This window comes from Acetobacter sp. P1H12_c (assembly GCF_018811975.1).
In the GTDB taxonomy this organism is placed as follows: Bacteria; Pseudomonadota; Alphaproteobacteria; order Acetobacterales; family Acetobacteraceae; genus Acetobacter; species Acetobacter persici.
The window spans coordinates 30,153-53,403 of the sequence record NZ_JACRVR010000002.1; the positions used below are offsets into that span (position 1 = coordinate 30,153).

20 protein-coding genes are annotated in these 23,251 nt (G+C 57.6%); 11 read left to right on the forward strand and 9 right to left on the reverse strand.

The features are described 5' to 3' along the window. Positions 1-4: 4 nt before the first annotated feature. The 5 genes from KP699_RS02755 to KP699_RS02775 all read right to left on the reverse strand — a co-directional run bounded on the left by KP699_RS02755 (position 5) and on the right by KP699_RS02775 (position 5,678). Complete coding sequence (locus KP699_RS02755) at positions 5-1,363, reverse strand: nitrate/sulfonate/bicarbonate ABC transporter ATP-binding protein (protein WP_215761548.1); 1,359 nt, start codon at positions 1,361-1,363, stop codon at positions 5-7. A 14-nt stretch (positions 1,364-1,377) separates the two neighbouring features. Continuing rightward, positions 1,378-3,066, reverse strand: coding sequence for an ABC transporter permease (locus KP699_RS02760; RefSeq protein ID WP_374196872.1), 1,689 nt, complete (start codon positions 3,064-3,066; stop codon positions 1,378-1,380). Between the two features lie 65 nt (positions 3,067-3,131). Beyond that, positions 3,132-3,611, reverse strand: a complete 480-nt coding sequence (dut, locus tag KP699_RS02765; protein WP_212353362.1) for a dUTP diphosphatase — start codon at positions 3,609-3,611, stop codon at positions 3,132-3,134. Positions 3,612-3,638: 27 nt separating this feature from the next. Beyond that, the gene (coaBC, locus tag KP699_RS02770; RefSeq protein WP_215761550.1) at positions 3,639-4,886 is read right to left on the reverse strand and encodes a bifunctional phosphopantothenoylcysteine decarboxylase/phosphopantothenate--cysteine ligase CoaBC; all 1,248 of its coding nucleotides are present in this window, start codon (positions 4,884-4,886) and stop codon (positions 3,639-3,641) included. Between the two features lie 6 nt (positions 4,887-4,892). Continuing rightward, the gene (locus tag KP699_RS02775; protein ID WP_077929925.1) at positions 4,893-5,678 is read right to left on the reverse strand and encodes a class I SAM-dependent methyltransferase; all 786 of its coding nucleotides are present in this window, start codon (positions 5,676-5,678) and stop codon (positions 4,893-4,895) included. Between the two features lie 29 nt (positions 5,679-5,707). Here KP699_RS02775 and mutM point away from each other — a divergent pair, with 29 nt between their 5' ends. The 7 genes from mutM (at position 5,708) to gyrB (ending at position 13,756) form a co-directional block, all read left to right on the forward strand. Continuing rightward, entirely contained in the window at positions 5,708-6,547 is an 840-nt protein-coding gene (gene mutM / locus KP699_RS02780; protein ID WP_215761551.1) for a bifunctional DNA-formamidopyrimidine glycosylase/DNA-(apurinic or apyrimidinic site) lyase, read from the forward strand. Positions 6,548-6,574: 27 nt separating this feature from the next. Next, the gene (locus KP699_RS16600) at positions 6,575-6,706 is read left to right on the forward strand and encodes a hypothetical protein (protein WP_256442287.1); all 132 of its coding nucleotides are present in this window, start codon (positions 6,575-6,577) and stop codon (positions 6,704-6,706) included. Then, positions 6,681-6,950, forward strand: coding sequence for a 30S ribosomal protein S20 (gene rpsT, locus KP699_RS02785; RefSeq protein ID WP_025826906.1), 270 nt, complete (start codon positions 6,681-6,683; stop codon positions 6,948-6,950). Before KP699_RS16600 ends, rpsT begins: the two co-directional genes overlap by 26 nt. A 335-nt stretch (positions 6,951-7,285) precedes the next feature. Next, positions 7,286-8,716: a chromosomal replication initiator protein DnaA gene (dnaA, locus tag KP699_RS02790; RefSeq protein WP_077929927.1), complete on the forward strand. Its 1,431-nt coding sequence runs from the start codon at positions 7,286-7,288 to the stop codon at positions 8,714-8,716. Positions 8,717-8,857: 141 nt separating this feature from the next. Next, positions 8,858-9,982 carry a DNA polymerase III subunit beta gene (gene dnaN, locus KP699_RS02795; RefSeq protein WP_025826902.1) on the forward strand — a complete coding sequence of 375 codons (1,125 nt, stop codon included), beginning with the start codon at positions 8,858-8,860 and terminating at the stop codon, positions 9,980-9,982. 115 nt (positions 9,983-10,097) lie between these two features. Next, positions 10,098-11,207, forward strand: a complete 1,110-nt coding sequence (recF, locus tag KP699_RS02800) for a DNA replication/repair protein RecF (protein ID WP_215761552.1) — start codon at positions 10,098-10,100, stop codon at positions 11,205-11,207. A gap of 110 nt (positions 11,208-11,317) precedes the next feature. Then, on the forward strand, positions 11,318-13,756 hold the full coding sequence (gene gyrB / locus KP699_RS02805; RefSeq protein WP_215761553.1) for a DNA topoisomerase (ATP-hydrolyzing) subunit B: 2,439 nt from the start codon (positions 11,318-11,320) through the stop codon (positions 13,754-13,756). Positions 13,757-14,035: 279 nt separating this feature from the next. Here gyrB and kdsA read toward each other — a convergent pair whose 3' ends face one another. From kdsA to tpiA, 4 genes are all read right to left on the reverse strand, one after another. Beyond that, on the reverse strand, positions 14,036-14,875 hold the full coding sequence (gene kdsA, locus KP699_RS02810) for a 3-deoxy-8-phosphooctulonate synthase (protein ID WP_215761554.1): 840 nt from the start codon (positions 14,873-14,875) through the stop codon (positions 14,036-14,038). Then, entirely contained in the window at positions 14,872-16,503 is a 1,632-nt protein-coding gene (locus KP699_RS02815; protein WP_215761555.1) for a CTP synthase, read from the reverse strand. The genes kdsA and KP699_RS02815 overlap by 4 nt, the downstream gene beginning before the upstream one ends. Positions 16,504-16,641: 138 nt before the next feature. Further along, the gene (gene secG / locus KP699_RS02820; protein WP_215761556.1) at positions 16,642-16,980 is read right to left on the reverse strand and encodes a preprotein translocase subunit SecG; all 339 of its coding nucleotides are present in this window, start codon (positions 16,978-16,980) and stop codon (positions 16,642-16,644) included. 26 nt (positions 16,981-17,006) lie between these two features. Further along, on the reverse strand, positions 17,007-17,747 hold the full coding sequence (tpiA, locus tag KP699_RS02825; protein WP_215761557.1) for a triose-phosphate isomerase: 741 nt from the start codon (positions 17,745-17,747) through the stop codon (positions 17,007-17,009). 223 nt (positions 17,748-17,970) lie between these two features. On the opposite strand from tpiA, the gene KP699_RS02830 reads away from it, so the two are divergent. Genes KP699_RS02830 through trpD form a run of 4 tightly spaced genes read left to right on the forward strand, consistent with a single transcriptional unit; the run spans position 17,971 to position 23,199 of the window. Next, complete coding sequence (locus tag KP699_RS02830) at positions 17,971-19,890, forward strand: SurA N-terminal domain-containing protein (protein WP_215761558.1); 1,920 nt, start codon at positions 17,971-17,973, stop codon at positions 19,888-19,890. Continuing rightward, positions 19,887-21,425, forward strand: coding sequence for an anthranilate synthase component I (trpE, locus tag KP699_RS02835; RefSeq protein ID WP_215761559.1), 1,539 nt, complete (start codon positions 19,887-19,889; stop codon positions 21,423-21,425). The genes KP699_RS02830 and trpE overlap by 4 nt, the downstream gene beginning before the upstream one ends. A gap of 54 nt (positions 21,426-21,479) precedes the next feature. Continuing rightward, positions 21,480-22,076, forward strand: coding sequence for an aminodeoxychorismate/anthranilate synthase component II (locus tag KP699_RS02840; protein ID WP_086655196.1), 597 nt, complete (start codon positions 21,480-21,482; stop codon positions 22,074-22,076). Between the two features lies 1 nt (position 22,077). Beyond that, positions 22,078-23,199, forward strand: coding sequence for an anthranilate phosphoribosyltransferase (gene trpD, locus KP699_RS02845; protein WP_215761560.1), 1,122 nt, complete (start codon positions 22,078-22,080; stop codon positions 23,197-23,199). The last annotated feature ends 52 nt before the right edge of the window (positions 23,200-23,251 follow it).

Consider the following 23,251-nt stretch of genomic DNA (forward strand, 5'->3'; position numbering starts at 1 on the left):
AGGCTTATTCAGAGATCGCTTCTTCAAGATAGAAGCGGTCTCCTTCTTCATCAAAATCAAACAACTCAGCAAAACGTGCCCAGCCCACGACGGTCTGGAGCGTCTGGCGCGCGTAGTCCGGGGACATTGCTTCTTCCAGCGCATCGCGGAATCGGTCTGCATTTGTGCTGTGAGAAGGACGTTCATCCAGCACGGTGCAGATCATTTTTACCAGCGGCACATGATGAAGCAGCGCATGACTCATGATAGCTTTCCGCTCCTCAAGGTCACTCAGCACAAAATGCACACCTTCATTGGTTAGCAGAATGTCGCCATCTTCAAGTTCCGCAAGCCCGAGCAGTTCCAGAGATTCGCCTAACGGGAACAGATCATCCAGTTCCAGTTGCAGTTTTTCCGCAAGCATCGGCAGATCCGCGCGACCATTGAGCGGCGGAGCCGCCAGAGCCTCCATCATCCCGATCATCATCGTGATGGAGACCAGCGGTAATGCGATGAAAGAGGGGGCTGCCTGTACCGTCTGTTTTACGCCAACAGCCAGATCAGCCTCAGAGATAATCGGGGCCCGTTGCGTCATCAGGGCATAGATGTGGTCCACAAACTGACGGAACGCAGGATCTTCCCTGTCTCGCGGGTGGGCAAAAGGAACAGCCAGCACATGCGCGATACGACCCGGATTGGAGGAAAAAATCATAATCCGGTCACAGATCAGAACGGCTTCTTCGATATTATGCGTCACCACCAGCATGGCCTGCACCGGCAGCTTTTTTTCTGACCAGAGTTCCACGAGGTCTGTACGCAGATTTTCGGCTGTCAGAACGTCCAGAGCGGAAAAAGGCTCGTCCATCAGCAGCAGATCCGGCTGCACAACCAGCGCCCGCGCAAGCCCTACGCGCTGCTGCATTCCACCGGACAGCTCTTTTGGCCAGGCATTTTCATACCCTCCAAGGCCAATCAGCTCGATGGCATTCTCCACAAGTCTGTCGCGCTCTTCCCCTGTGATGCCTTTGGCTTCCAGTCCGAGTGCAACATTTTCCTCCACCGTCATCCACGGGAAGAGGGCAAAGGACTGAAAGACCATAGCCACGCCATCAGCAGGTCCCGTCAGCGGCTCATTTTTCCAGAATACCTCACCGGATGAAGGGGCCAGCAGTCCGGCGAGAATACGCAGAAGGGTTGATTTTCCGGAGCCTGAGCGCCCCAGCAGACCAACGATTTCTCCGGCATTCAATGTCAGATTGACATCATCCAGCACCAGCAGATCGACCGCACTGTCTTTATGGTAAGACTGACTGACATGCCGCGCCTCAACCAGAACGGAGGCATGTCTGGCCGTGGAGGGAACATCAAGGGAAGGGGACGTCATGCTTCGGTCCTGTGTCAGCTCAGTTTCAGTCTGCGGTAAGCGTAGTCAGAAAGCGGGCGCCAGACCAGCCAGTTGAGAATGAGCACAAACAAAGCCATCACAACAACACCCAGTGCGACCTCGCTAATATCTCCCTCACTCGTAGCCTGCGCAATATAGGCACCAAGACCATGCGCTCTCACCGTCTCATTTCCCCATTGCGCGACTTCTGAGGCAATAGCGGCGTTCCATGCGCCACCCGCTGCCGCAAGGGCTCCCGCAAGATAGGACGGCGTGATACCCGGCAGGATGATTTTTTTCCACCAGAGCAAACCTTTCACCTCAAAATTCTGCCCGACTTCCAGCAGATTCGGCGGAAAAGAGGATGCACCGCTGATCACATTGAACAGAATATACCACTGGGCGCCAAGCATCATTAAAGGGGTCAGCCAGATATCCGGCGTGAGATGGAAATAAACGATCCCCCCCACAAAAATGGGGAAAAACAGATTAGCTGGGAAAGCGGCACAATACTGCACAATCAACTGCGCCCGCTGAGCGCGCATCGGGCGCAGCCCCAGCCAGACGCCGACAGGCACCCAGATCAGTGAGGCTAGGCAGAGCATACTGATAACACGCAGCAGCGTATAAAAACCCAGCACGACGACGTGCCCGATTTGCCCCAGCGTGTAAGACGCTCTGCCGTAAACCCATGCCTGCTCAAGCGCACACAGAAAAACCAGCCCCACCACGCTCCACCAGAGACCATCAGAAAGGCGCTGTGAAAGAACTGTCTGACTGGGCCGAAACCGCCCCTGCCTGCGGCCGAGCGGAAGAGAGCCAATTTTACGGACAAACGAAAGGAGCAGATTGATACCGCTTCTCAGAACACGCGTGCGGCGCAGCAACCGCAAGACCCAGGGTTCTGCCAGTGCTTCATCCTGCACTGCCGTCTCCAACCGGAAGCGGGACGCCCAGACCGTCAGAGGACGAAACAACACCTGATCGTACACAAGAATTACAGCCATCATGGCAAGAATGGCCGCCAGTATAGCGCCTATATTTTTCTGGCTGATGGCCACGCCGACATAAGAGCCGATCCCCGGCAGGAGAATTCTGGTTTGCCCTACGGTAATGGCCTCTGAATACACCACCATGAACCAGCCCCCGGCCATGGACATCATGGAATTCCAGACCAGAGAGGGCACGGCACAGGGCACTTCCAGCCGCCAGAATTTTTGCCAGCCTGTCAGACCAAAGCATCGGGCTGCTTCTTCAAGCTCTGTCGGAACACTGCGTAGAGACTGATACATGCCGAACGCCATATTCCACGCCTGAGACGTAAAAATGGTGAAAATCGCCGCCAGTTCGGCCCCCAGAACCTGCCCCGGAAACAGTCCCAGAAAAAAGGTTACCGTAAAACTCAGGAAGCCCAGAATGGGAACAGACTGGAGGATATCCAGCAAGGGCAGCAAAATCTGCGCGGCACGGCGACTTTTGGCGGCCAGCGTGGCGTAGAGAAACGTGAAAACCAGCGCTATCCCGAGGGCCGCAAACATCCTCAGGGTTGTTCGCAAGGCGTAGCCGGGAAGGCTCAGGATATCGAGATGAATGGGCACCTGTGCTGGAGCCGTAAGCGGCACCAGCATGTGGCGCACACTATTTCCGGCCAGTACGGCCAGCCCGACAACACCGATCAGGAGAACGGCATCCGCCAGATTCATATGCCGCAGCGGCAGGCCCGCTGACGGAGCGTGAGAGGAACGAGAGAAATCCGGTCGTCCTGCCGTCATGGCAGGCCGGTTCCTGTACTGCCAAAGCCGCCGGCACCGCGGGCGGTTTCATCCAGACTTTCGCACTCAGCCCAGGAAACGCGCTCGACCGGAGCAATCACAGCCTGCGCAATACGCATCCCGTGCTCTACTGTAAAAGGCGTCTCACCGGCATTCAGCACAATGACACCCACCTCACCACGATAATCTTCATCAATGGTTCCCGGGGAATTGGGCAAGATAATACCGTGTTTCAGGGCAAGACCTGACCGGGGCCGGACCTGCAGCTCATATCCGGGGGGAAGGGCAATGCATAGCCCGGTCGGAATAACCGTGCGCCCGCCGGGCTGGAGCGTGACGGGCTCCGCCACTGCGGCCAGTAGATCCATCCCCGCGGCCCCTGCTGTGGCGTAGGATGGCAAAGGCAGATCCTGCCCATGTGGCAGGCGCTGCACCCGCACTGTCAGGCCGGCTTTCCGGGATTCAGATGCGGGCATGAGGCACTCCATATCTCATAGCGTATGTCACGAATTGTGCGACTTAGAAAACCAGTCTGCAACCGTTATAGCAAGCCTGCGGGCCACGTCTTCCTTGCTCAGCCGTGGCCAGGACTCCACTGTCTCATGTGTCATGAGAACGACCTCGTTTTCGGGGCCTCCCATGACTTCAGAGCCAGCACCGACGTTATTAGCAACAATCCAGTCACATCCCTTACGGGCAAGTTTGGCGCGTGCGTGTGCTTCAACCCTCTCGGTCTCGGCGGCAAAGCCGATCACCAGACGGGGCCGGAACGGAGAGGGCGCAGAAAGACCCGCCAGAATGTCCGGGTTAGGCACCAGTTCCAGCGGCGCAGGCACGTCGTCCTTGCCCGCTTTTTTTATTTTCTGGTCCTGAACAGACGCAGGTCGCCAGTCTGCAACGGCTGCGGTGCAGATGGCGACATCAAATGACGTAGCCTCTGCGGCTTCCACAACGAGCGCGTTCATCTGCCGGGCCGTCTCACAAAAAGAGGTATTCACACCTGCCGGAGCGCGCAAGGCAGTCGGGCCGCTGATAAGCCTGACCTTCGCGCCCAGATCCGCCAGTGCCTCGGCCAGAGCATAGCCCTGCTTGCCGGAAGAACGGTTTGCAAGATAGCGCACAGGGTCCAGCGGCTCATGCGTCGGCCCTGCCGTGACCAGACAGGCCCGGCCTGCCAGTGGGCCGCTTTCCTGCGCCTGGGTGCGGAAAAACGCCAGTATGGCATCCCGCACGTCAAGCGGTTCAACCATACGGCCCGGCCCATATTCTCCACAGGCCATCTCACCGGAAACAGGCCCCAGAAAGGTCACACCGCGCCCTTTAAGAATTTGGACGTTGGACTGGGTTGCCGGATGGTCCCACATCCGCACGTTCATGCCGGGCGCGACCATTACCGGGGTATCCGTCGCCAGCAGGACTGTGCTGGCCAGATCATCCGACAGCCCTGCTGCCATGCGAGCAAGCATATTGGCGGACGCCGGGCAGACAACAATCAGATCAGCAGAGCGGGACAGTGCAATATGCCCCATTTCCTGCTCCGCCGTCAGAGAAAATAAGTCCGTATGCACCGGCTGACCACTGAGAGCCTGCAATGTCAGCGGTGTTACAAATTCGCTCCCACCTCGCGTCAGCACGCACCGCACCTGTATGCCCTCGGCCCGCAAAGACCGGATAAGCTCAGGGGCTTTGAACGCCGCAATACTTCCGCTGATAATCAGCAGAACAGACCGAGGGGGGAGAGAAAACGTCATGAAAAATCAGAGACGCCAGCCAGAGTGAATGGCTGCAATCCCGCCGGAAAGGGACTGATAGCGCACGTGAGACAGGCCAGCCTCACGGAACATCTCGGCCAGTGTTTCCTGATCGGGGAAAGTGCGGATACTTTCCGCCAGATACTGATAGCTCTCCCGGTCACCTGCCACCATGCTGCCCATGGTCGGCAGGACCTTGAAAGACCATGCGTCATAAACCGGCGCCAGCGCTGCGACCTGCACGCGGGAGAATTCCAGGCACATGAAGCGTCCGCCGGGACGCAGCACACGTCTGGCTTCACGGATAACGGCCATCTTGTCGGTGCAGTTTCTCAGACCGAATGCGATGGAAACACGATCAACCGACATATCTTTGAGCGGAATCGCCTCAGCATCCACCACGGCAAAAGACAGGTCAGAAACAAAACCCCGGCTCAGCGCACGGTCTCGCCCGACAGACAGCATGCTGCTGTTGATATCGGTCATGATTGTGGGACCACCACCACCCTGAAGCCAGCCAAAGCTGATATCACCCGTGCCGCCTGCCAGATCCAGCAGGGACAGGCCGGGCTGCGGCCCAAGCTCGGTGACAAAAATACGTTTCCAGATCCGGTGAATCCCCAGAGACATCAGATCGTTCATGACGTCATACTTGCCCGCAACGCTGTCAAACACAGCACGGACGAGGGGTTTCTTCTCTTCCTTCCGGACAGAGCGGAAGCCAAAATCGGTTTCTTCCGCCTGCGGCGCAGCGGAAGAGGAGGGGGAGGGCGCAAAGCTATTGTCGGTCATGGTGTTACCCTATACCCTGCTTTGCACTCATGCCGGAACTCCCTGAAGTCGAAACCGTGATGCGTGGTATGCAGATCGCTCTGCAAGGCCATGAAATCAGCGATGTCATTCTCCGCCGCCCTGATCTGCGATGGCAGATTCCTGCGGCTTTTCGTGCCTCTGTCGCCGGGCAGACCATCACCGGCTTCCGGCGCCGCGGGAAATATATTCTTATGCGGCTGTCGAATAATCTTTCTGTCGTGCTGCACCTGGGCATGTCCGGACGCATTCTTCTCGATTCTCCAGAAGCCCCGGCGCTGCATGAGCACGTTACCTTCATTACAGCAGATGGCCGCCGCTGCGGCTTTGTAGACCCGCGCCGCTTCGGGATGCTCGACCTCGTGCCAACAGGGCAGGAGGAGCAGTATAAATTTCTGGCCACCATGGGGCCGGAGCCGCTGGACGCAAGTTTTACAAGCACCGTGCTCCACGCCGCGCTGAAAGACCGGAAATCTCCCATCAAAACGGCCTTGCTAGACCAGAAAATTGTATCCGGGCTGGGCAATATTTATGTGTGCGAAGCGCTATACCGGACGGGTATTCACCCCCAGACCCCTGCATGCACTTTAACGCTGCCAGAGACAAAGCGGCTGGTCCGGGCAATCAAGGATGTTCTGAACGAAGCCATCGCAGCCGGTGGCTCCAGCCTGAAGGATTACGTGCGTCCGGAAGGCGGGCTGGGCTACTTCCAGCATGCATGGCGTGTTTACGGGCGGAAGGGGCAACCTTGCCCGGACTGCCCTGGACTGCCGGACTGCGCGGGCGTTGAGCAGATAACACAAGCCGGACGTTCCAGCTTTTTCTGCCCGCTGCGGCAGAAATTAAGCTAAAATTACCCCGATAAGGGGTGAAGCGGCTTGACTGTGGATACCGCTGTGGATTACAGCACCGCTACATCTTTGCAGCCACACTGGCATTGCCGGGCTGCTACCATTTCTTTTGTGCTGGATAAAATAGAAACTCATGGCGAATATCGCTTCAGCGCGTAAGCGCATCCGGCAGACCGCAAAGCGGACTGCTCGTAACACAGCCCGCAAGTCTCGCATGCGCACCTTCATCAAGAAGGTTGAAACTGCAATTGCTGCTGGCAACCATGAAGAAGCACGTGAAGCTCTCCGCGTTGCTCAGCCGGAACTGCAGCGCGGCGTGATTAAAGGCGTTGTGCATGCAAACACGGTTGCACGCAAAATCTCCCGCCTGTCTGCTCGCGTAAAGTCTCTGGCAACCGCCTGAGGCCTTCGGGCTGTTTCAGCAGCCTTTTGAAGCATGCGTTTTGTAAAGCCGAATCATCCTGGGGTGGTTCGGCTTTATTTTTTGTGTAGCCCTCGGCATGGCATGGCAGAAATGAGGATAAGGGCACAGAGATTTTCGTTGCTCCTCCCTCGGTCGTGCTTTAATTCTGGTCGCTAGTCTCCACACCATCAGGGGAGCGTTTTTCGCTCTCCTGCGCCGCTTTTCCTGCGGCAGCGAGGCCTGCCGGAAGCCCGGCTTTCTGGTGGCCGCGCAAGCGGTCCCTTATTCGAAATTTACGCGCGGCTGGCCGCGTTAATGACCGCTCGGGAGCGTAGATGACAATCGGAGTGGACGATGACGAAAGGGCCTTCCCTCAGCTTGAGGATGGCAAGGCACTTGAGGAATCGTGGTTACAGATCTGTTCAAGGCTGAAGGGCGAAGTCGGGGAGGTTGAATACCGCACCTGGCTGACCAAAATTGCGCTGGGGCCTGTGGATGGTGATGAGATTACACTCCTCCTGCCCACCCGCTTCCTGCGTGACTGGGTGCGGAGTCAGTATGGCGACCGTCTGAGCGAACTCTGGAATCAGGTGATGCCCGCCATTCGCCGGGTGGAACTTCAGGTTGCGCGCCCCGGAGACCCGGTAGCTCCGCCGCTTGCGCTGAGCGAAGATCCCTCTGATGCGGTATCCATCGCTGAACCGGAAGAGGCTCCCCGGAGCGCGCCGGAAGTTCGTAGCGATCTTGTGACGGCACTGGATACCCGCTTCACGTTTGATACGTTTGTCGTCGGCAAACCCAACGAATTCGCTTATGCCTGCGCGCGGCGCGTGGCCGAGAAACCCTCCAGCGTCGGCTTTAACCCGCTCTTCCTGTATGGCGGTGTGGGTCTGGGTAAAACACATCTGATGCATGCCATCGGGGCAGAACTGGTGCAGCGCGGTAACGTCTCCGTGGCCTATATGTCTGCCGAAAAATTCATGTATCGCTTTATTGCCGCCATCCGCTCTCAATCCACCATGGAGTTTAAGGAACAGCTCCGGTCCGTTGATGTGCTGATGATTGATGATCTCCAGTTCCTGATCGGCAAAGACAACACCCAGGAAGAATTCTTCCATACCTTCAACGCTCTGGTTGATGCCGGCCGGCAGATTGTGGTGTCAGCCGATAAATCCCCGTCCGATCTCTCGGGGCTGGAAGATCGCCTGCGGACACGGCTGGGCTGCGGCATGGTGGCTGACATTCACGCCACCACGTTTGAACTGCGGATTTCCATTCTGGAATCAAAAGCCGCTGCGTCCGGTGTGGTCGTGCCCGCCAAGGTACTGGAATTTCTTGCGCATAAGATCACATCCAACGTGCGTGAACTGGAAGGCGCTCTCAACCGCCTGATCGCCCATGCCAACCTGTTTGGCCGGCCTGTTACGCTGGAAGCGACACAGGATGTCCTGCACGACATCCTCAAGGCGCACGACCGGCGCGTGACGATTGAAGAAATTCAGAAGCGGGTAGCGGAACACTGGAATATCCGCCTGACGGATATGTCTTCCGCCCGCCGCGCCAGAGCCGTCGCACGGCCCCGGCAGGTCGCCATGTATCTGGCCAAGCAACTGACCAGCCGCTCCCTGCCGGAAATCGGCCGGAAATTCGGGAACCGTGACCATACAACCGTGATGCACGCCGTCTCCCGCGTGGCGGAACTCATGGAACGGGACCCTGCGTTTGCAGAGGATGTCGAACTGATGCGCCGGATGCTGGAAAGCTAGACCGGAGCCGCCCGTATTCCGCCGCAGGAATACGGGCATTCAGAGATTGACTGCACCGTCATGGCTGTTAGTTTTCAACAGGATAGAACCCGGCCCGCCTGAATTCCTGCGTGGGGCCGGTCATGCAGGAAAGAGGCAGAGATGAAGTTTTCAGCTGAGCGCGCAATACTGCTCAAAGCTTTGGCACACATCCAGAGTGTTGCTGAAAAGCGTAACACAATCCCCATCCTTGCGAACGTTCTGATTCAGGCCGCAGGCGGCAAGCTCAGCCTGAAGGCAACCGATATGGAAATTGAAGTGGTGGAAGAAATTCCGGCCACGATCAAACGTGACGGTGCCACCACGGTCCCGGCGTCCGTCCTGTATGAAATTGTCCGTAAACTGCCCGATAGCGTGGAAGTCGAACTGGATCAGGCGGATAGCGAAGGCCCGCTGCTGCTCCGCGCTGACCGCTATTCCACTCGCCTGAACGTGCTGAGCGTTGATGATTTCCCGTCCATGGGCACGGGTGATCTGCCGTGCCACTTCAAGGTCGGGTCCGGCGTTCTGCGCTCCCTGATCGACCGTACACGCTTCGCGATTTCCACTGAGGAAACCCGCTACTATCTGAACGGCATTTTCTTCCACGCAGCCGAGACCGAGAGCGGCAAGCTGCTGCGTGCTGTTGCAACCGATGGGCATCGTCTGGCCCGCGTGGAAACAGAACTGCCTGCCGGGGCTGAAAGCATGCCGGGCGTGATCATCCCGCGCAAAACCGTCGCAGAACTGCGTAAGCTGATTGATGAAGCGCCGGAAGAAATTGAAGTCGCGCTCTCAGAAACCCGCGTGCAGTTTACAGCTGGCCCTGTGATGCTGACATCCAAGCTGATTGACGGCACATTCCCGGAATATGACCGCGTTATTCCGCTCAACAACACGCGTATTCTGCGGGTTGGTAAAAAGGATTTCTCCGATGCCGTGGCCCGCGTGGCGGCCATTAGTCAAGAGCGGTCCCGTCCGGTCAAACTGGCGCTGGAGCCCGGTCTGCTCACCTTGTCCGCCAGCAGCCCGGAGCAGGGTATGGCGACGGAAGAGCTGGATAAAAGCCGGATTTCCTACGATGCGGAATCTCTGGAAATTGGCTTTCAGGCCCGTTACCTGAACGATATTACCGATCAGGTGGAAAAAGACGTCGAATTTGCATTTTCTGACAGCGCTGCACCCACCATCGTTCGCGACGTCGATAGTCCCTCGGCACTCTACGTACTGATGCCGATGCGCGTTTAAAACCCCGGCTCTTTCTCCCCCGGTGCAAACTGACAACTACGCCGGGGAGGAAAGGATGCGTCTGGCAGGCTCAGCGCATGATGCTTCATGGGCCGGGCGTTTTATCGGATAAAATGTGGCGCAGCTTCTTAAACTGACCCTTTCCGAATTTCGTAATTATGAGCGTCTGGTGTGGTCACCAGATGCGTCTCTTGTTGTCATCACCGGAGAAAATGGGAGCGGCAAGACCAACCTGCTGGAATCCCTCTCTCTTTTAACGCCGGGCCGCGGCTTGCGGGGCGCGCCGCTGGCACAGCTAGGCCGGGACAACGCGACCAGTTGGGGCATTTCCGCGCGATTTTCCTTTGGCGAGGAGAGGCTTGAGCTTGGCACAGGCATGGCCGGAGCGGGTGACGCCGCCCGCCGTGTCTATCTGCTCAATGGCCAGCAGGTCCGTAACCGCGATGCGCTGGAGGAAACCCTCTCCGCCGTCTGGATCACACCGCAAATGGACCGGCTGTTCAGTGAGGGCGCATCGGGCAGACGGCGCTTTCTGGACCGGCTGGTCATGGCGGTAACCCCCCACCATGCCCGCGAACTTCTGGCCTATGATCGTGCAATGACGCAGCGCAACAGACTGCTTCAGACACGCTTTTCCGAAGCCTCATGGCTGGGGGGGCTGGAAGCCTCCATGGCCCGCCACGGCGCGGCGGTCGCCGCGGCCCGGCGTGAGATGGTCCAACAGCTCTGCCTGTTCGCGCAGTCCAGCCTCGGTGCTTTTCCCGCCGTGAATGTGACGTTGCTCTGTGAGATTGCAGAACAGCTGGACCATACTCCGGCACTCGCGGTGGAAGACTGGCTACGGGAGCAGTTTGCCGCAAACCGCCAGCAGGACAGGGAGCGTGGGCGGGCAACATTTGGGGTGCATCGCACAGATTTCAGGCTTTCTGATTTACAGACAGGTTTAGCGGCGGCAACAGCCAGCACGGGGCAGCAGAAAGCGCTTCTTATGGGCACAGTGCTCGCCCATGCCCGACTGGTGGAAGATTATTGCGGCACGCCGCCCGTGTTACTTCTGGATGAACCTCTGGTGCATCTGGACCAGAACCGGCGCGGCTCTCTGCTTGAAATCGTGAAAGATTTCCGCACGACGGTGATCCTGACGGGAACAGACGAAGCACCTTTTGAGGACTTGCGGGCACAGGCAAGCTTTGTTGCACTAAAACAGGGTAAATTTCCCGGATAAATCGGGCGACTATCCCATAAAAGAGAGCTTCCAATCTGGTCGGACTGCGCTGGCCGGAGTATAAGACAACATCAGGTCCTATTCTTCTTTTCCGGAGTACCGTTACCATTATGACAGACCTTTCTCAGCCCACACCATCCACCGGAATGGAAGAGTATGACGCCGCGTCGATCTCTGTGCTGAAAGGGCTGGATGCCGTCCGTAAGCGGCCGGGCATGTATATCGGGGATACCGATGATGGCTCCGGCCTGCACCATATGGCGTTTGAAATTATTGATAACGCTGTTGACGAAGCACAGGCAGGTTTTGCAACCCGCTGCGTTCTGACGCTCAATGCTGATGGCAGCGTGACCGTGCGGGATAATGGACGCGGCATCCCGACGGACATGCATGCAGAAGAGGGGATCAGCGCAGCGGAAGTCGTGCTGACGCGCCTGCATGCTGGTGGCAAGTTCAATCAGAACTCCTACAAGGTTTCTGGTGGCCTGCATGGCGTGGGCGCCGCTGTGGTGAACGCGCTCTCCGAAAGCATGGAAGTGCGCATCTGGCGGAACGGGCAGGAGCATATGATCCGCTTTCGGCATGGTGAGCGCGAAGGGCCGCTGGAAGTTGTCGGCCCGTCCGATGCCGAACGTGGCACGCAGGTCACCTTCAAACCGAGCGGCGAAACCTTTCCGAAAACGGTTTTTGACTTTGCCATTCTGGAGCGCCGCCTGCGTGAACTGGCGTTTCTGAACTCCGGGCTGGAAATTGTTCTGCGCGACGCGCGCACGGAAGAATTGCGGGAAGAGATTTTCCATTATGAAGGCGGGCTTGAAGCCTTTGTGGAATGGCTGGACCGCTCCCGCACCCCCATTGTCACCCCGCCCATTACCGGCAGCATGGAAAACCCGGATAACGGCATCAAGGTTGAATTCGCGCTGAGCTGGAATGACAGCTTTCACGAGACGATGCTGTGTTTCACCAATAACATCCCGCAGCGAGACGGCGGTGCCCATCTGGCCGGGTTCCGGCAGGCGCTGACACGTATTGTCGGCAAATATGCCGAAAGCATTGCAAAGAAAGATTCCCAGTCTCTCGTGGGAGAAGATATGCGAGAGGGCCTGACGGCTGTTCTGTCCGTCAAAGTGCCTGACCCGAAATTTTCTTCACAGACCAAAGACAAACTGGTTTCTTCTGAAGTCCAGCCTGTCGTGCATGCAGCGGCTGCTGACATGATCGGCCACTGGTTTGAAACGCACCCCAAGGAAGCCAAGCTTGTTGTTGGCAAGGTGCTGGATGCAGCCTCCGCGCGTGAAGCCGCCCGTAAGGCGCGTGAACTGACCCGCCGCAAAGGGGTGCTGGACATTTCCTCGCTCCCGGGCAAGCTTGCGGACTGTCAGGAACGCGACCCCTCCAAAGCTGAAATTTTCATCGTTGAGGGTGACTCCGCAGGGGGGACCGCAAAGCAAGGCCGGGACCGCCGTTTTCAGGCAATTCTTCCGCTTAAAGGCAAAATCCTCAACGTGGAACGCGCCCGTTTTGACCGGATGCTTGGTTCGGCTGAAATCGGCACACTGATTACCGCGCTCGGTACCGGCATTGGCCGGGGTGAAGCGGAGCAGGGCGGCTTCTCCGTCGAAAAACTGCGCTATCATCGCATTGTCATCATGACTGACGCTGACGTGGACGGCTCTCATATCCGTACACTGCTGCTGACCTTCTTTTTCCGTCAGATGCCGGAACTGATTGAACGGGGCTATCTCTACATCGCTCAGCCGCCGCTTTATCGCGCCAAACGCGGCAATGAAGAACGCTATCTAAAGGACGATGCCGCGCTTGAGCAGTACCTTCTGGACAAAGCTCTGAATAATGCAGCCTTCGTGTATGCCGATAATCGGGTTGTTTCTGGCGCGGAACTGGAAGCCGATCTGCCATTTATCCGGCAGGCAGCTCAGGCTGTCTCCCGTCTGTCCAACCGGGTGCCGAACTGGATTATTGAGCAGGCCGCACTCGCTGGTGCGCTGACGTCTGATCTGGAAACACTCCAGCAGCGCATCCCCGAGCTCCAGAAACGTCTGGATGCCGCCTCTTCTGAAAATGAACGGGGCTGGAAAGCCGTCGCCAGCACGGATGGTCTCGAACTTGCCCGTAGCGTGCGGGGCGTGGGCGAAGTGTATCGGATTGACCCCATGATGCTGGCGGGGGGAGATGCCCGCTGGCTGACCAGCCAGCTAGACCGTCTGGTGCGTGAGTTTGGCACAGGCGTCAGCCTGCGGCTGGAAACTACGGATCTCCCGCTCAAAGGACCGTCTGAACTTTATACCCGGCTGCTTGCGCAGGGCCGGCGTGGTCTGGCCATCAACCGCTTTAAAGGTCTGGGCGAGATGAACGACGAACAGCTGTGGGAAACCACACTGGACCCGTCCATGCGCACCCTGCTTCAGGTCAAGGTTGGTGATGTGGAAGAAGCCGGACAGGTTTTCACCACTCTGATGGGGGATGTTGTGGAACCACGCCGTGACTTTATCGTCGGCAATGCTCTGAAAGTCGCCAATCTCGACGTGTAAGAACGGCAAGCGTTCTACCTCTGACAAAAAAATGGGGAGCCAGATAGCTCCCCATTTTTTGTTTTGGGCTGCTAAATATTACTTGGTTTGCAATGCACACGGGGGCTAAGCAGCGCGGCTATCAGTCTGGTTTGCTGGTTTGCTGGCTTCGGCGGTGCGATAATTGTAAAACCAAGTACAGATAAAAATACAGGCGGCTTCCACAAAAAAAATCGGGAAGAAGGCCTTAGACCTCTTCCCGATTTCCACATTTTCTTAAGCTGAAGAGAGTCTGAATTTTCAGGCCGTGGCTTTAATCAGCTGATCAAGGGCACGGAACTGCTTCAGCAGGGCAGGGAGCCCTTTAATGGGCAACATATTAGGGCCGTCGCTCGGAGCGCGGTCCGGATCTTCATGCGTTTCAATAAACAGAGCAGCGACACCAATCGCCAGAGCCGCACGGGAGAGAATAGGGGCGAATTCTCGCTGGCCGCCTGAAGACCCACCCAGACCGCCAGGTTGCTGCACAGAATGCGTCGCGTCATACACAACAGGATACCCGGTCTGCGCCATAATAGGCAGTCCACGCATGTCATTCACCAGCGTATTGTAACCAAAGCTGGTTCCGCGTTCACACAGCATAATCCGCTGGTTTCCGGTAGATGCAATTTTGGCGGCGACATGCTGCATGTCCCACGGCGCAAGAAACTGACCTTTTTTAACATTTACCGCAGCCCCGGTCTGCCCTGCAGCCAGAAGAAGATCCGTCTGTCGGCACAGAAACGCCGGGATTTGCAGAATATCGACAGCCTCAGCAACCGGGGCACATTGCTCCGGCGCATGAACATCTGTCAGCACCGGAATATTCAGGCTGTTCCGGATATCGGCAAGAATAGCCAGACCATCCGCCATACCAACGCCTCTGGCGCTGGAGAGGCTGGTACGGTTGGCTTTGTCAAAAGAGCTTTTGTAAATCAGCCCGATGTTTGCCGCGGCACATACTTCTTTCAGCGCGACAGCCGTTTCCATGGCGTGCGCCGCAGATTCAATCTGGCATGGGCCTGCGATCAGCACAAAAGGCTGATCATTGCCGATGCTGAGAGACTGAAGCTGAAAATTATGAGCAGCAGCATGCGTCATGCGCGGCGGACCTTTTCAAGTGCTGCACCGATAAACCCGGAAAACAGCGGATGCGGCGCGAAGGGACGTGACTTGAGTTCCGGATGATACTGCACCGCGACAAACCACGGATGATCCGGATACTCAACCACTTCCGGCAGGATGCCATCAGGAGACAAACCTGAGAATTTCAGTCCGGCTTTTTCAAGCTGATCCTTGTAGTGAATATTCACTTCATAACGATGGCGATGCCGTTCGCTAATTTGCGTCGTGCCATAAATTTCAGCCGCCCGTGAGCCTTCCACCAGCGTTGCCTGATAGGCACCGAGCCGCATCGTGCCGCCGAGTTCGCCCCCTTCGCTCCGGCGCAGCCGTTCATCCCCACGCGCCCATTCTGTCATCAGACCAACTAGCGGTTCATCCGCTTCACCAAATTCGGTGGAGGAGGCATTCGGCATATCCGCAAGGTTGCGGGCACACTCGATCACGGCCATCTGCATCCCGAAGCAAATACCAAGGAACGGAATGCCGTGTTCACGCGCATAGCGCACAGCGGCAATCTTGCCTTTGGAGCCACGCTCCCCAAAGCCACCCGGCACCAGAATCCCGTGCGCTGTGGAGAGACGCTCCAGAGCATCCGGAGCTTCTTCAAGAGCTTCAGCTTCCACCCAGTCCAGCTTGACTTTTGCCCGGTGTGCAATGCCGCCATGGAGCAAGGCTTCGTTCAGGGATTTATAGCTGTCGAGCAGGGCCGTATATTTCCCAACCACGGCAATACGGACATCGCCATCCGGACGACGGATGGCATCGACAATTTTTTCCCAGCCAGACAGATCCGGCTCTTCCGTGTGGGGAAGACCGAAGTAGCGCAGCACTTCTGTATCCATGCCTTCAGCATGATAGGCGAGGGGGCAGGAATAAATCGTATCCACATCGCGGGCCGCAATCACGGCTTCCGGGCGAACGTTACAGAAATTGGCAATCTTGCGCCGCTCAGTATCCGGAATAGCGCGGTCACAGCGGCAGAGCAGGATCTGCGGCTGAATGCCGACATTCTGCAATTCTTTAACGGAATGCTGCGTGGGCTTGGTTTTCAGTTCCCCAGCGGACGGAATCCAGGGGAGCAGCGTAAGGTGCACCACCATGGTCTGGGCCGGGCCGAGGTCATTCCGAAGCTGACGAATAGCCTCAAGGAACGGAAGACTTTCAATATCCCCGACGGTGCCACCAATTTCGACCAGCACAAAATCCACATCATCCGTATTGGCCACCACAATATCCTTGATGGCATCGGTAATGTGCGGGATCACCTGAACTGTTGCACCAAGGTAATCGCCACGGCGCTCCCGCGCGATAACGTCGGAATAGATTTTGCCCGTGGTGGTGTTGTCTTCTTTTGTCGCATTCACACCCGTGAAGCGTTCATAATGACCAAGGTCGAGGTCTGTTTCAGCCCCGTCATCGGTCACAAACACCTCCCCGTGCTGGTAGGGGCTCATGGTGCCGGGATCGACGTTCAGGTAGGGGTCAAGCTTGCGCAGACGGACCTTATAGCCGCGTGACTGCAGAAGGGCTGCAAGAGCCGCTGACGCGATGCCTTTCCCAAGAGAGGACACCACACCGCCGGTGATAAATACGAAACGGGTCATGAGTAGACTTCCTACACGGACAAAGCCGGGTGGGTAAAGATGGACATAGAAATTCCTCCGCAGCTTTGTGCAAGCGCAGAGGAACAAAGACACTTCCTCTCTCCGGCTCCGGGAAGGAGGGAGAGAGCAGGAAACATGTTACTGTTTGGACGGAGCCGGTGGAACCGGCGGTGCTGCGGGCTGGGTAGGTGCGGTCACAGCGGCGGGAGCCGGGGGCTGAGCCAGAATGTCATGCCCGGCACCCGTGGAAGACCCACGATTCAGAATGGCAAGCACCAGAGAAAGCAGCATGAACAACCCGGCAAGTACCGCAGTAGTGCGGGTCAGCAGATTGGCTGTACCCCGCCCGGACATGAAAGCCCCCATCCCCTGACTGCTGCCAATCCCAAGGCCGCCGCCTTCACTACGCTGGATCAGCACAGTGCCAATCAGGGCTATGGTCACGCAAATATGCAGAATCAGCAGGGCTGTAGTCATGTCGAGTTCCAGATAAAGTGCGGAAATCAGGCAGCAGAAGCCGCGCCGATAATGGATAGGAATGCCTCTGCATTCAGGCTGGCACCCCCTACAAGGGCACCTGCTACATCTGTAAGGGACAGAATGGAAGCCGCATTCTTGGCATTAACGGAGCCACCATACAGAATCCTGAGCGTTTTGCCAGCCTCACCAAACTGACGCACCAGCTCTTCACGCAGGAATTTCATGGTTTCGGCAATTTCGCCTTCCGTCGCAGCACGGCCGGTGCCAATAGCCCAGATCGGCTCATAAGCCAGAATACCGGAGAAATTGTCAGGCAGGGATCCTTTGATCTGCCAGCCCAGCGTATCGAAATGTTCGCCGCTTTCGCGCTGATCTTCCGTTTCACCGATGCAGACAATCGGGGTCAGGCCAGCTTTTGCAGCAGCGACCGCTTTTTCCCGTACGGTTTCATCCAGTTCACCATGCTCCTGCCGACGCTCGGAATGTCCCAGAATAACATAGGACACACCAAGATCAGTCAGCATGGCCGGAGAAATATCACCCGTATGCGCGCCGGACGTGGCTTTGTGGCAATCCTGCGCGCCCAGAGCAATCGGAGAGGCCTTCAGTTTATCGGCCAGAAGAGCCAGCTGCGTGAAAGGCGGGCAGGTGACAATATCCGGCAGAGTGGCCGGGAGCCCTGCCAGCAGAGCCTCAACAAGCGCCTGCGAATCACGGCTGGTGCCGTTCATCTTCCAGTTGCCGACGATAATCTGTCTGGTCATACGCCTCGTCCTTCCATGCTGCCGGTGTCCGCATCCTGACTGCGTCACTCTGCCATAGAAAACAGGCTAAACCATACACTCGGCCTGTCGGGCAAGATGCCGCGTGCGTGTTTGGGGCCGTCCCGGTTTGTTCCCGCTGGTCAAGTCCGGCTGCTCCGCTTATGGTGCCGCGCCCGGGTTTGCTCGTGGCATGGTCTTTGTCTTCTCCCGGATCCCACGGTTCATGATCTCCTATCTGCGTCGCGTTTTTGTTGAATCCTGGCTTGGGCGTGTCTGCGCCATCGTCATTTTCCTCGCTTTTATCGGCTGGGGGGTAGGGGATGTGCTCGGTTACATGGGCACGGAGACAGATATCGTGGCCAAGGTGGGCCAGCAGCGCATTACCTCGGCGGATCTTGCGCAGTCCCTGCAGGGAGAAATGCCGACCATCGCCAAACAGATGGGCGTGACAGACCCTGCACAGGTGCCTGCTGCCATGCGCCAGCAGATTGCCTATCAGGTTCTGCAACGGCTGATCGGGCAGGCAGAACTGCAGGAAGCCGCCCGCAAACTGAAAGTGGCCGTGCCAGATTCGGCCGTGCGGGATGAAGTTTTCTCTCTGCCTTACTTCAAAGGTGCCAACGGTCAGTTCGACAGAAATATTCTGAATGCGCGCCTGCGGGAGCGCGACATTCCTGAGCAGCGCTTTCTGACGATGATCCGCGATGATCTGACCAGTCGCACCGAATTACAGCCGATTGGTCAGGCCGCGAGCGTGTCTGACACCCTCACCAAACGCCTGTCTGACTTCGGCCTTCAGACCCGGACGATTGACCTGATCCGTATTCCCTTTGCTGAGCAGCCAACGCCTGCGGCTCCCGATGATGCGGTTCTGCGTCGCTATTACGCGAACCATCTGAACGATTTCCGGACCGCCGAACTGCGCCATGCCCGCGTTGTTGTGCTGTCTCCTGCCTCAGTGGCTGATACGATCAGCATTGATGAAAAAGATCTGAAACGCGTCTACGACGAAGAGAGCGACCGTTACCACGTGCCGGAAACCCGCGACGTGCAGGTTGTGACGATGCAGGATGAAGCACAGGCTCGTGCTGTTGCTGATGTCTGGACAAAAGGAGGAGACTGGAGTGCTGTGCAGGCGGCTGCCAAAGGCGGCGCGTCTGTCGAGATGCCCGGCGCACGCCCCTCGGCCATTCCGTCCGAAAGTCTGAGCAAAGCTGTCTTTGCTGCGCCTCTGAATGAGATTCAGGGGCCGTTTAAATCAGAAGGCGGCTGGGTTGTGCTGCGCGTTACAAAAATAACGCCGCCCAAAGATACTCCTTTTGACATCGCCAAAAAAGAAATCCTTCAGCAGTATCGTGACGCGAAAGGCCCGTCTGTTGTTGGCGAACGGAGCCGCCAGTTGCAGGATGCCATGGCAGGCAACGGTCTGGATGCCATCCCGACGGATATCGGCGCTGCGGCAGCCGCAGGCACGCTGGATACTCAGGGCAACACGCAGGACGGCACACCGGCACCGCTGCCTGCGTCTGGCAAACTGCGTGACGCCATTGTGCAGCAGATATTCACACAGGCGAAAGGTGCAAAGCCGAACCTGACGGAAGGGCCTGACAATAGCTGGTATGCCGTTGAGGTCGATACGATCACCCCTGCCGCACAACTCTCTTTTGATCAGTCCAGAGCAAAGGTTCTGGCCGCATGGCAGGCGGAAGCCCGCAAACATGCAGCGGATGAACAGGCAACAGCCCTCTACACCGCAGCGCAGGAAAAAGGCGGCCTCGCCAACGTCGCGGGCGCAGGTGCACCGGTTGTAAAAGGCCTCGCATTCTCACGATCCGTTCCCAACAAAGCCATTCCGGCTGCACTCATGGATTATCTGCCCCGCATGAAAGCAGGACAGTCCGTGATGGCTGAAGATGCCGGGGAGTTTCTGGTGGCAACGGTAACCTCTGTCTCCACACCCAACCCTATGGCAGATCTGGCGGGCTACCAGCGCCTGAAAACGGCTCTTGCACAGTCCACCGGGGACGATCTGGTTGCGTCCTATGTTGAAGCACTCAGCAAGCGCACACCGCCCGTTATCAACCAGCGGGCCGTGCAGGCAGCGTTGTCTTCACTTGGATTTGACGGAAGTGCCGCGCCATGAGCGTTACAGCACGCATTGCGGCCTCTCCGTCACGCGAGGCCTGTCAGGACGCATGGAAGGCGGGAAAGCCGTCCGTTGTCTTCTCTGTAGAACCGGCAGATCTGCTCACCCCGGTTTCCGCTTACATGCGCCTTGCCGGGTTTGATGGCGGCACGGGCCGTTACACACTTCTGCTGGAAAGCGTTGAAGGCGGGGTGTCACGTGGTCGATATTCCGTTATTGCCCTGAAACCGGATCTGGTGTGGACCTGCCACAACGGGCGGGTCACAGTTGATGAAAATCCGGCACAGCCTGATATGCAGACCCGTTCCGTCGATGGCGCGGCTCTGAACTCCCTGCGCAGCCTGATCCGCGAGACGCAGCTTGATCTGCCAGCAGGACTCCCCCCCATGATTGCCGGGCTCTTCGGTTATCTGGGGTATGACATGGTGCGGCAGATGGAATATCTGCCTGATGCCCCCCCGGATGACCTCAACCTGCCGGAAGCCGTTATGATGCGTCCCGGTCTGTTTGCGGTTTTTGATACGGTCAGTGATGAGCTTATTCTCGCGGCTCCGGTCCGCCCGGCAGCAGGGGAAGACGCCGGGGCAGCGTGGGATAAAGCGCAGGCTCTTCTCTCCCGCGCACGTACCTGTCTGACCGGGGCGTTGCCCGCTGCCTCCGACGCTGCGGCGCCGTTGGCGTTTGAAGCACCGCACTCCACATTCTCGCGCGAAGAGTTCTGTAACGCCGTCAAAAAAATTCAGGACTACATCGCTGCAGGGGATGCCTTTCAGGTTGTCCCCAGTCAGCGTTTTTCTGCTCCGTTTACGCTGCCGTCTCTGGCGCTGTATCGCTCTCTGCGCCGCGTCAACCCGGCACCGTTCCTGTTCCATCTGGATCTTGGGGCATTTTCGCTCGTGGGATCGTCCCCTGAAATTCTGGTGCGGCTGCGTGACGGCACCATGACGGTCAGGCCTCTAGCAGGCACGCGCCCACGCGGCAAGGATGAAGCCGAAGATCTGTGGCTGGAGCAGGATCTGCTCGCGGATGAAAAAGAACGTGCCGAGCATCTGATGCTGATTGATCTCGGCCGTAATGACGTGGGGCGTGTCTGCAAGCCGGGTTCCGTCCATGTCACGGAACGGTTTGTGATCGAGCGTTTCAGTCACGTCATGCACATCTCCTCCAACGTGGAGGGCACAATCCGGCCCGATCTGGACGCTCTGGATGCCCTGATTGCCGCGTTCCCGGCGGGCACTCTCACGGGTGCGCCCAAAATTCGCGCCATGGAAATTATTGACGAAATTGAGCGGAGCCGCAGGGCGACATATGCCGGGTGCATCGGGTATTTCGGGGCAGGGGGCGATATGGACACCTGCATCGGGCTGCGCATGGCCGTTGTTAAAGACGGCATGATGCATGTGCAGGCCGGATGTGGCGTTGTGGCCGATAGCGTGCCCGAACTGGAATATGAGGAAACCCGCCACAAAGCGCGTGCTGTTTTCCGGGCTGCGGAAGAAGCCATTCACTATGCTACACAGGCAAAGGGCTGAGTTCTTGCTCTTCCATCATTTGACCCGTGTGCCGCATAAGGTCATCATAAAGTCATGATCCTTCTGATCGATAATTATGACAGCTTTACCTTCAACCTTGTCCATTATCTGGGCGAGCTTGGGGAGAGCTGCGATGTGCGCCGCAACGATTCTCTGACGGTCACAGAAGCTCTGGCGCTTCAGCCCGAAGCAATTGTGCTCTCGCCGGGGCCGTGCTCCCCGAATGAAGCCGGGATCTGCTGTGATCTGATTGCAGCGGCCGCCGGAAAAATTCCGGTTTTCGGGGTGTGCCTCGGGCATCAGGCAATCGGGCAGGTCTTTGGGGCCAAGGTTGTGAGGGCCGCAACGCCGATGCATGGCAAGATCAATCCGGTCTTCCATAATGGAAAGGACGTTTTTGCGGGCCTCCCCAGTCCCTTTAATGCCACGCGCTATCATAGCCTCACACTTGAGCCGTCAAGCATTCCTGACAGCCTTGAGGTCACAGCGTGGACGGAAGATGGCGTGATTATGGGGGTATGCCATAAGCAGCATCCCATCTCTGGTGTTCAGTTTCACCCGGAAAGCATTGCATCAGAATACGGGCACGATCTTCTGAGGAATTTCCTTGAAGACGCGCGGGCCTGGAACAAGAAGAAAACAGCGGCCTGACATGGCGGAGATCACTCTTTCTCCCTCAGCAGATCCGGACGTTTTTTTTACTTCCATCCTCAACACCGTCGCGCATGGGAAGACACTGACCAGCGCAGAGGCTGAAGCCGCCTTTGGCATCATCATGGATGGCACACTCCCGGCAGAGCGCGTCGCGGCTTTTCTGATGGCTCTGCGCGTGCGGGGAGAAGACGCCAGAGAAGTGCAGGGGGCCGTCACGGCGTTAAGAAACCGTATGGTCTCTGTGCCGCACGTACCCGCAGACACAATCGACGTGTGCGGGACAGGCGGTGACAATTACGGCACCCTTAATGTCTCTACAGCCGTGGCGTTTGTGCTGGCGGCCCTTGGCGTGCCCGTAGCCAAACATGGCAACCGGGCCGTCTCGTCACGCGCCGGGGCATCAGACGTTCTGCAGGCTCTGGGCGTGCCCTTGCTGGCAGACCCTCGGCAACTCTCTCACCAGCTTAACCAGCATAAGCTGGTTTTTCTCGCAGCCCCCCATCATCACCCGGCCATGCGGCATGCCGCCCCGATCAGAAAAACACTGGGTATCCGCACCCTGTTCAACCTGCTGGGGCCGATGGTGAATCCGGCGGGTGTCAGGCATCAGCTCATTGGTGTGTTTGCTCCGGAATGGTTGCAGCTTGTGGTGGACGTGTTGCATCAGCTTGGCTCGAAGAGAGTCTGGGCTGTCTGCGGTCAGCCTGTGGGAGAAACGCAGGGAATTGACGAACTGACGCTGGCTGGCCCCACCCGTGTTGTGGCGCTTGAAAACAGCACAACCCATTCCCTTGTTATAGAGGCCGAGATGGCGGGGCTGTCTTACGCGCCTGTTTCCGCCATTCAGGGGGGCGATGCTCAGCATAATGCTGAAGCACTGGAAGCCTTGCTCCGTGGTGCCCATGGGGCTTATCGTGATACTGTTTTACTGAACGCCGCCTGTGCCCTGCATGTGGCCGGACGACGTTCAATCCTGACGGGTTTGCAGGTAAACCCGCAGGCCTTCAGAGAGGCCGTGGCCGATGTCAGCCGCGTGCTTGATAATGGCGCCGCGCTGGCGGTGCTGACCGGTTTGCGTACATCATCTTCTGGTACGTATGCTCAAGACAAGACAGGATGATTATGAACGAAATACCCAATTCGTCCGCCGCTGGAAATCCCGACACAGAGGC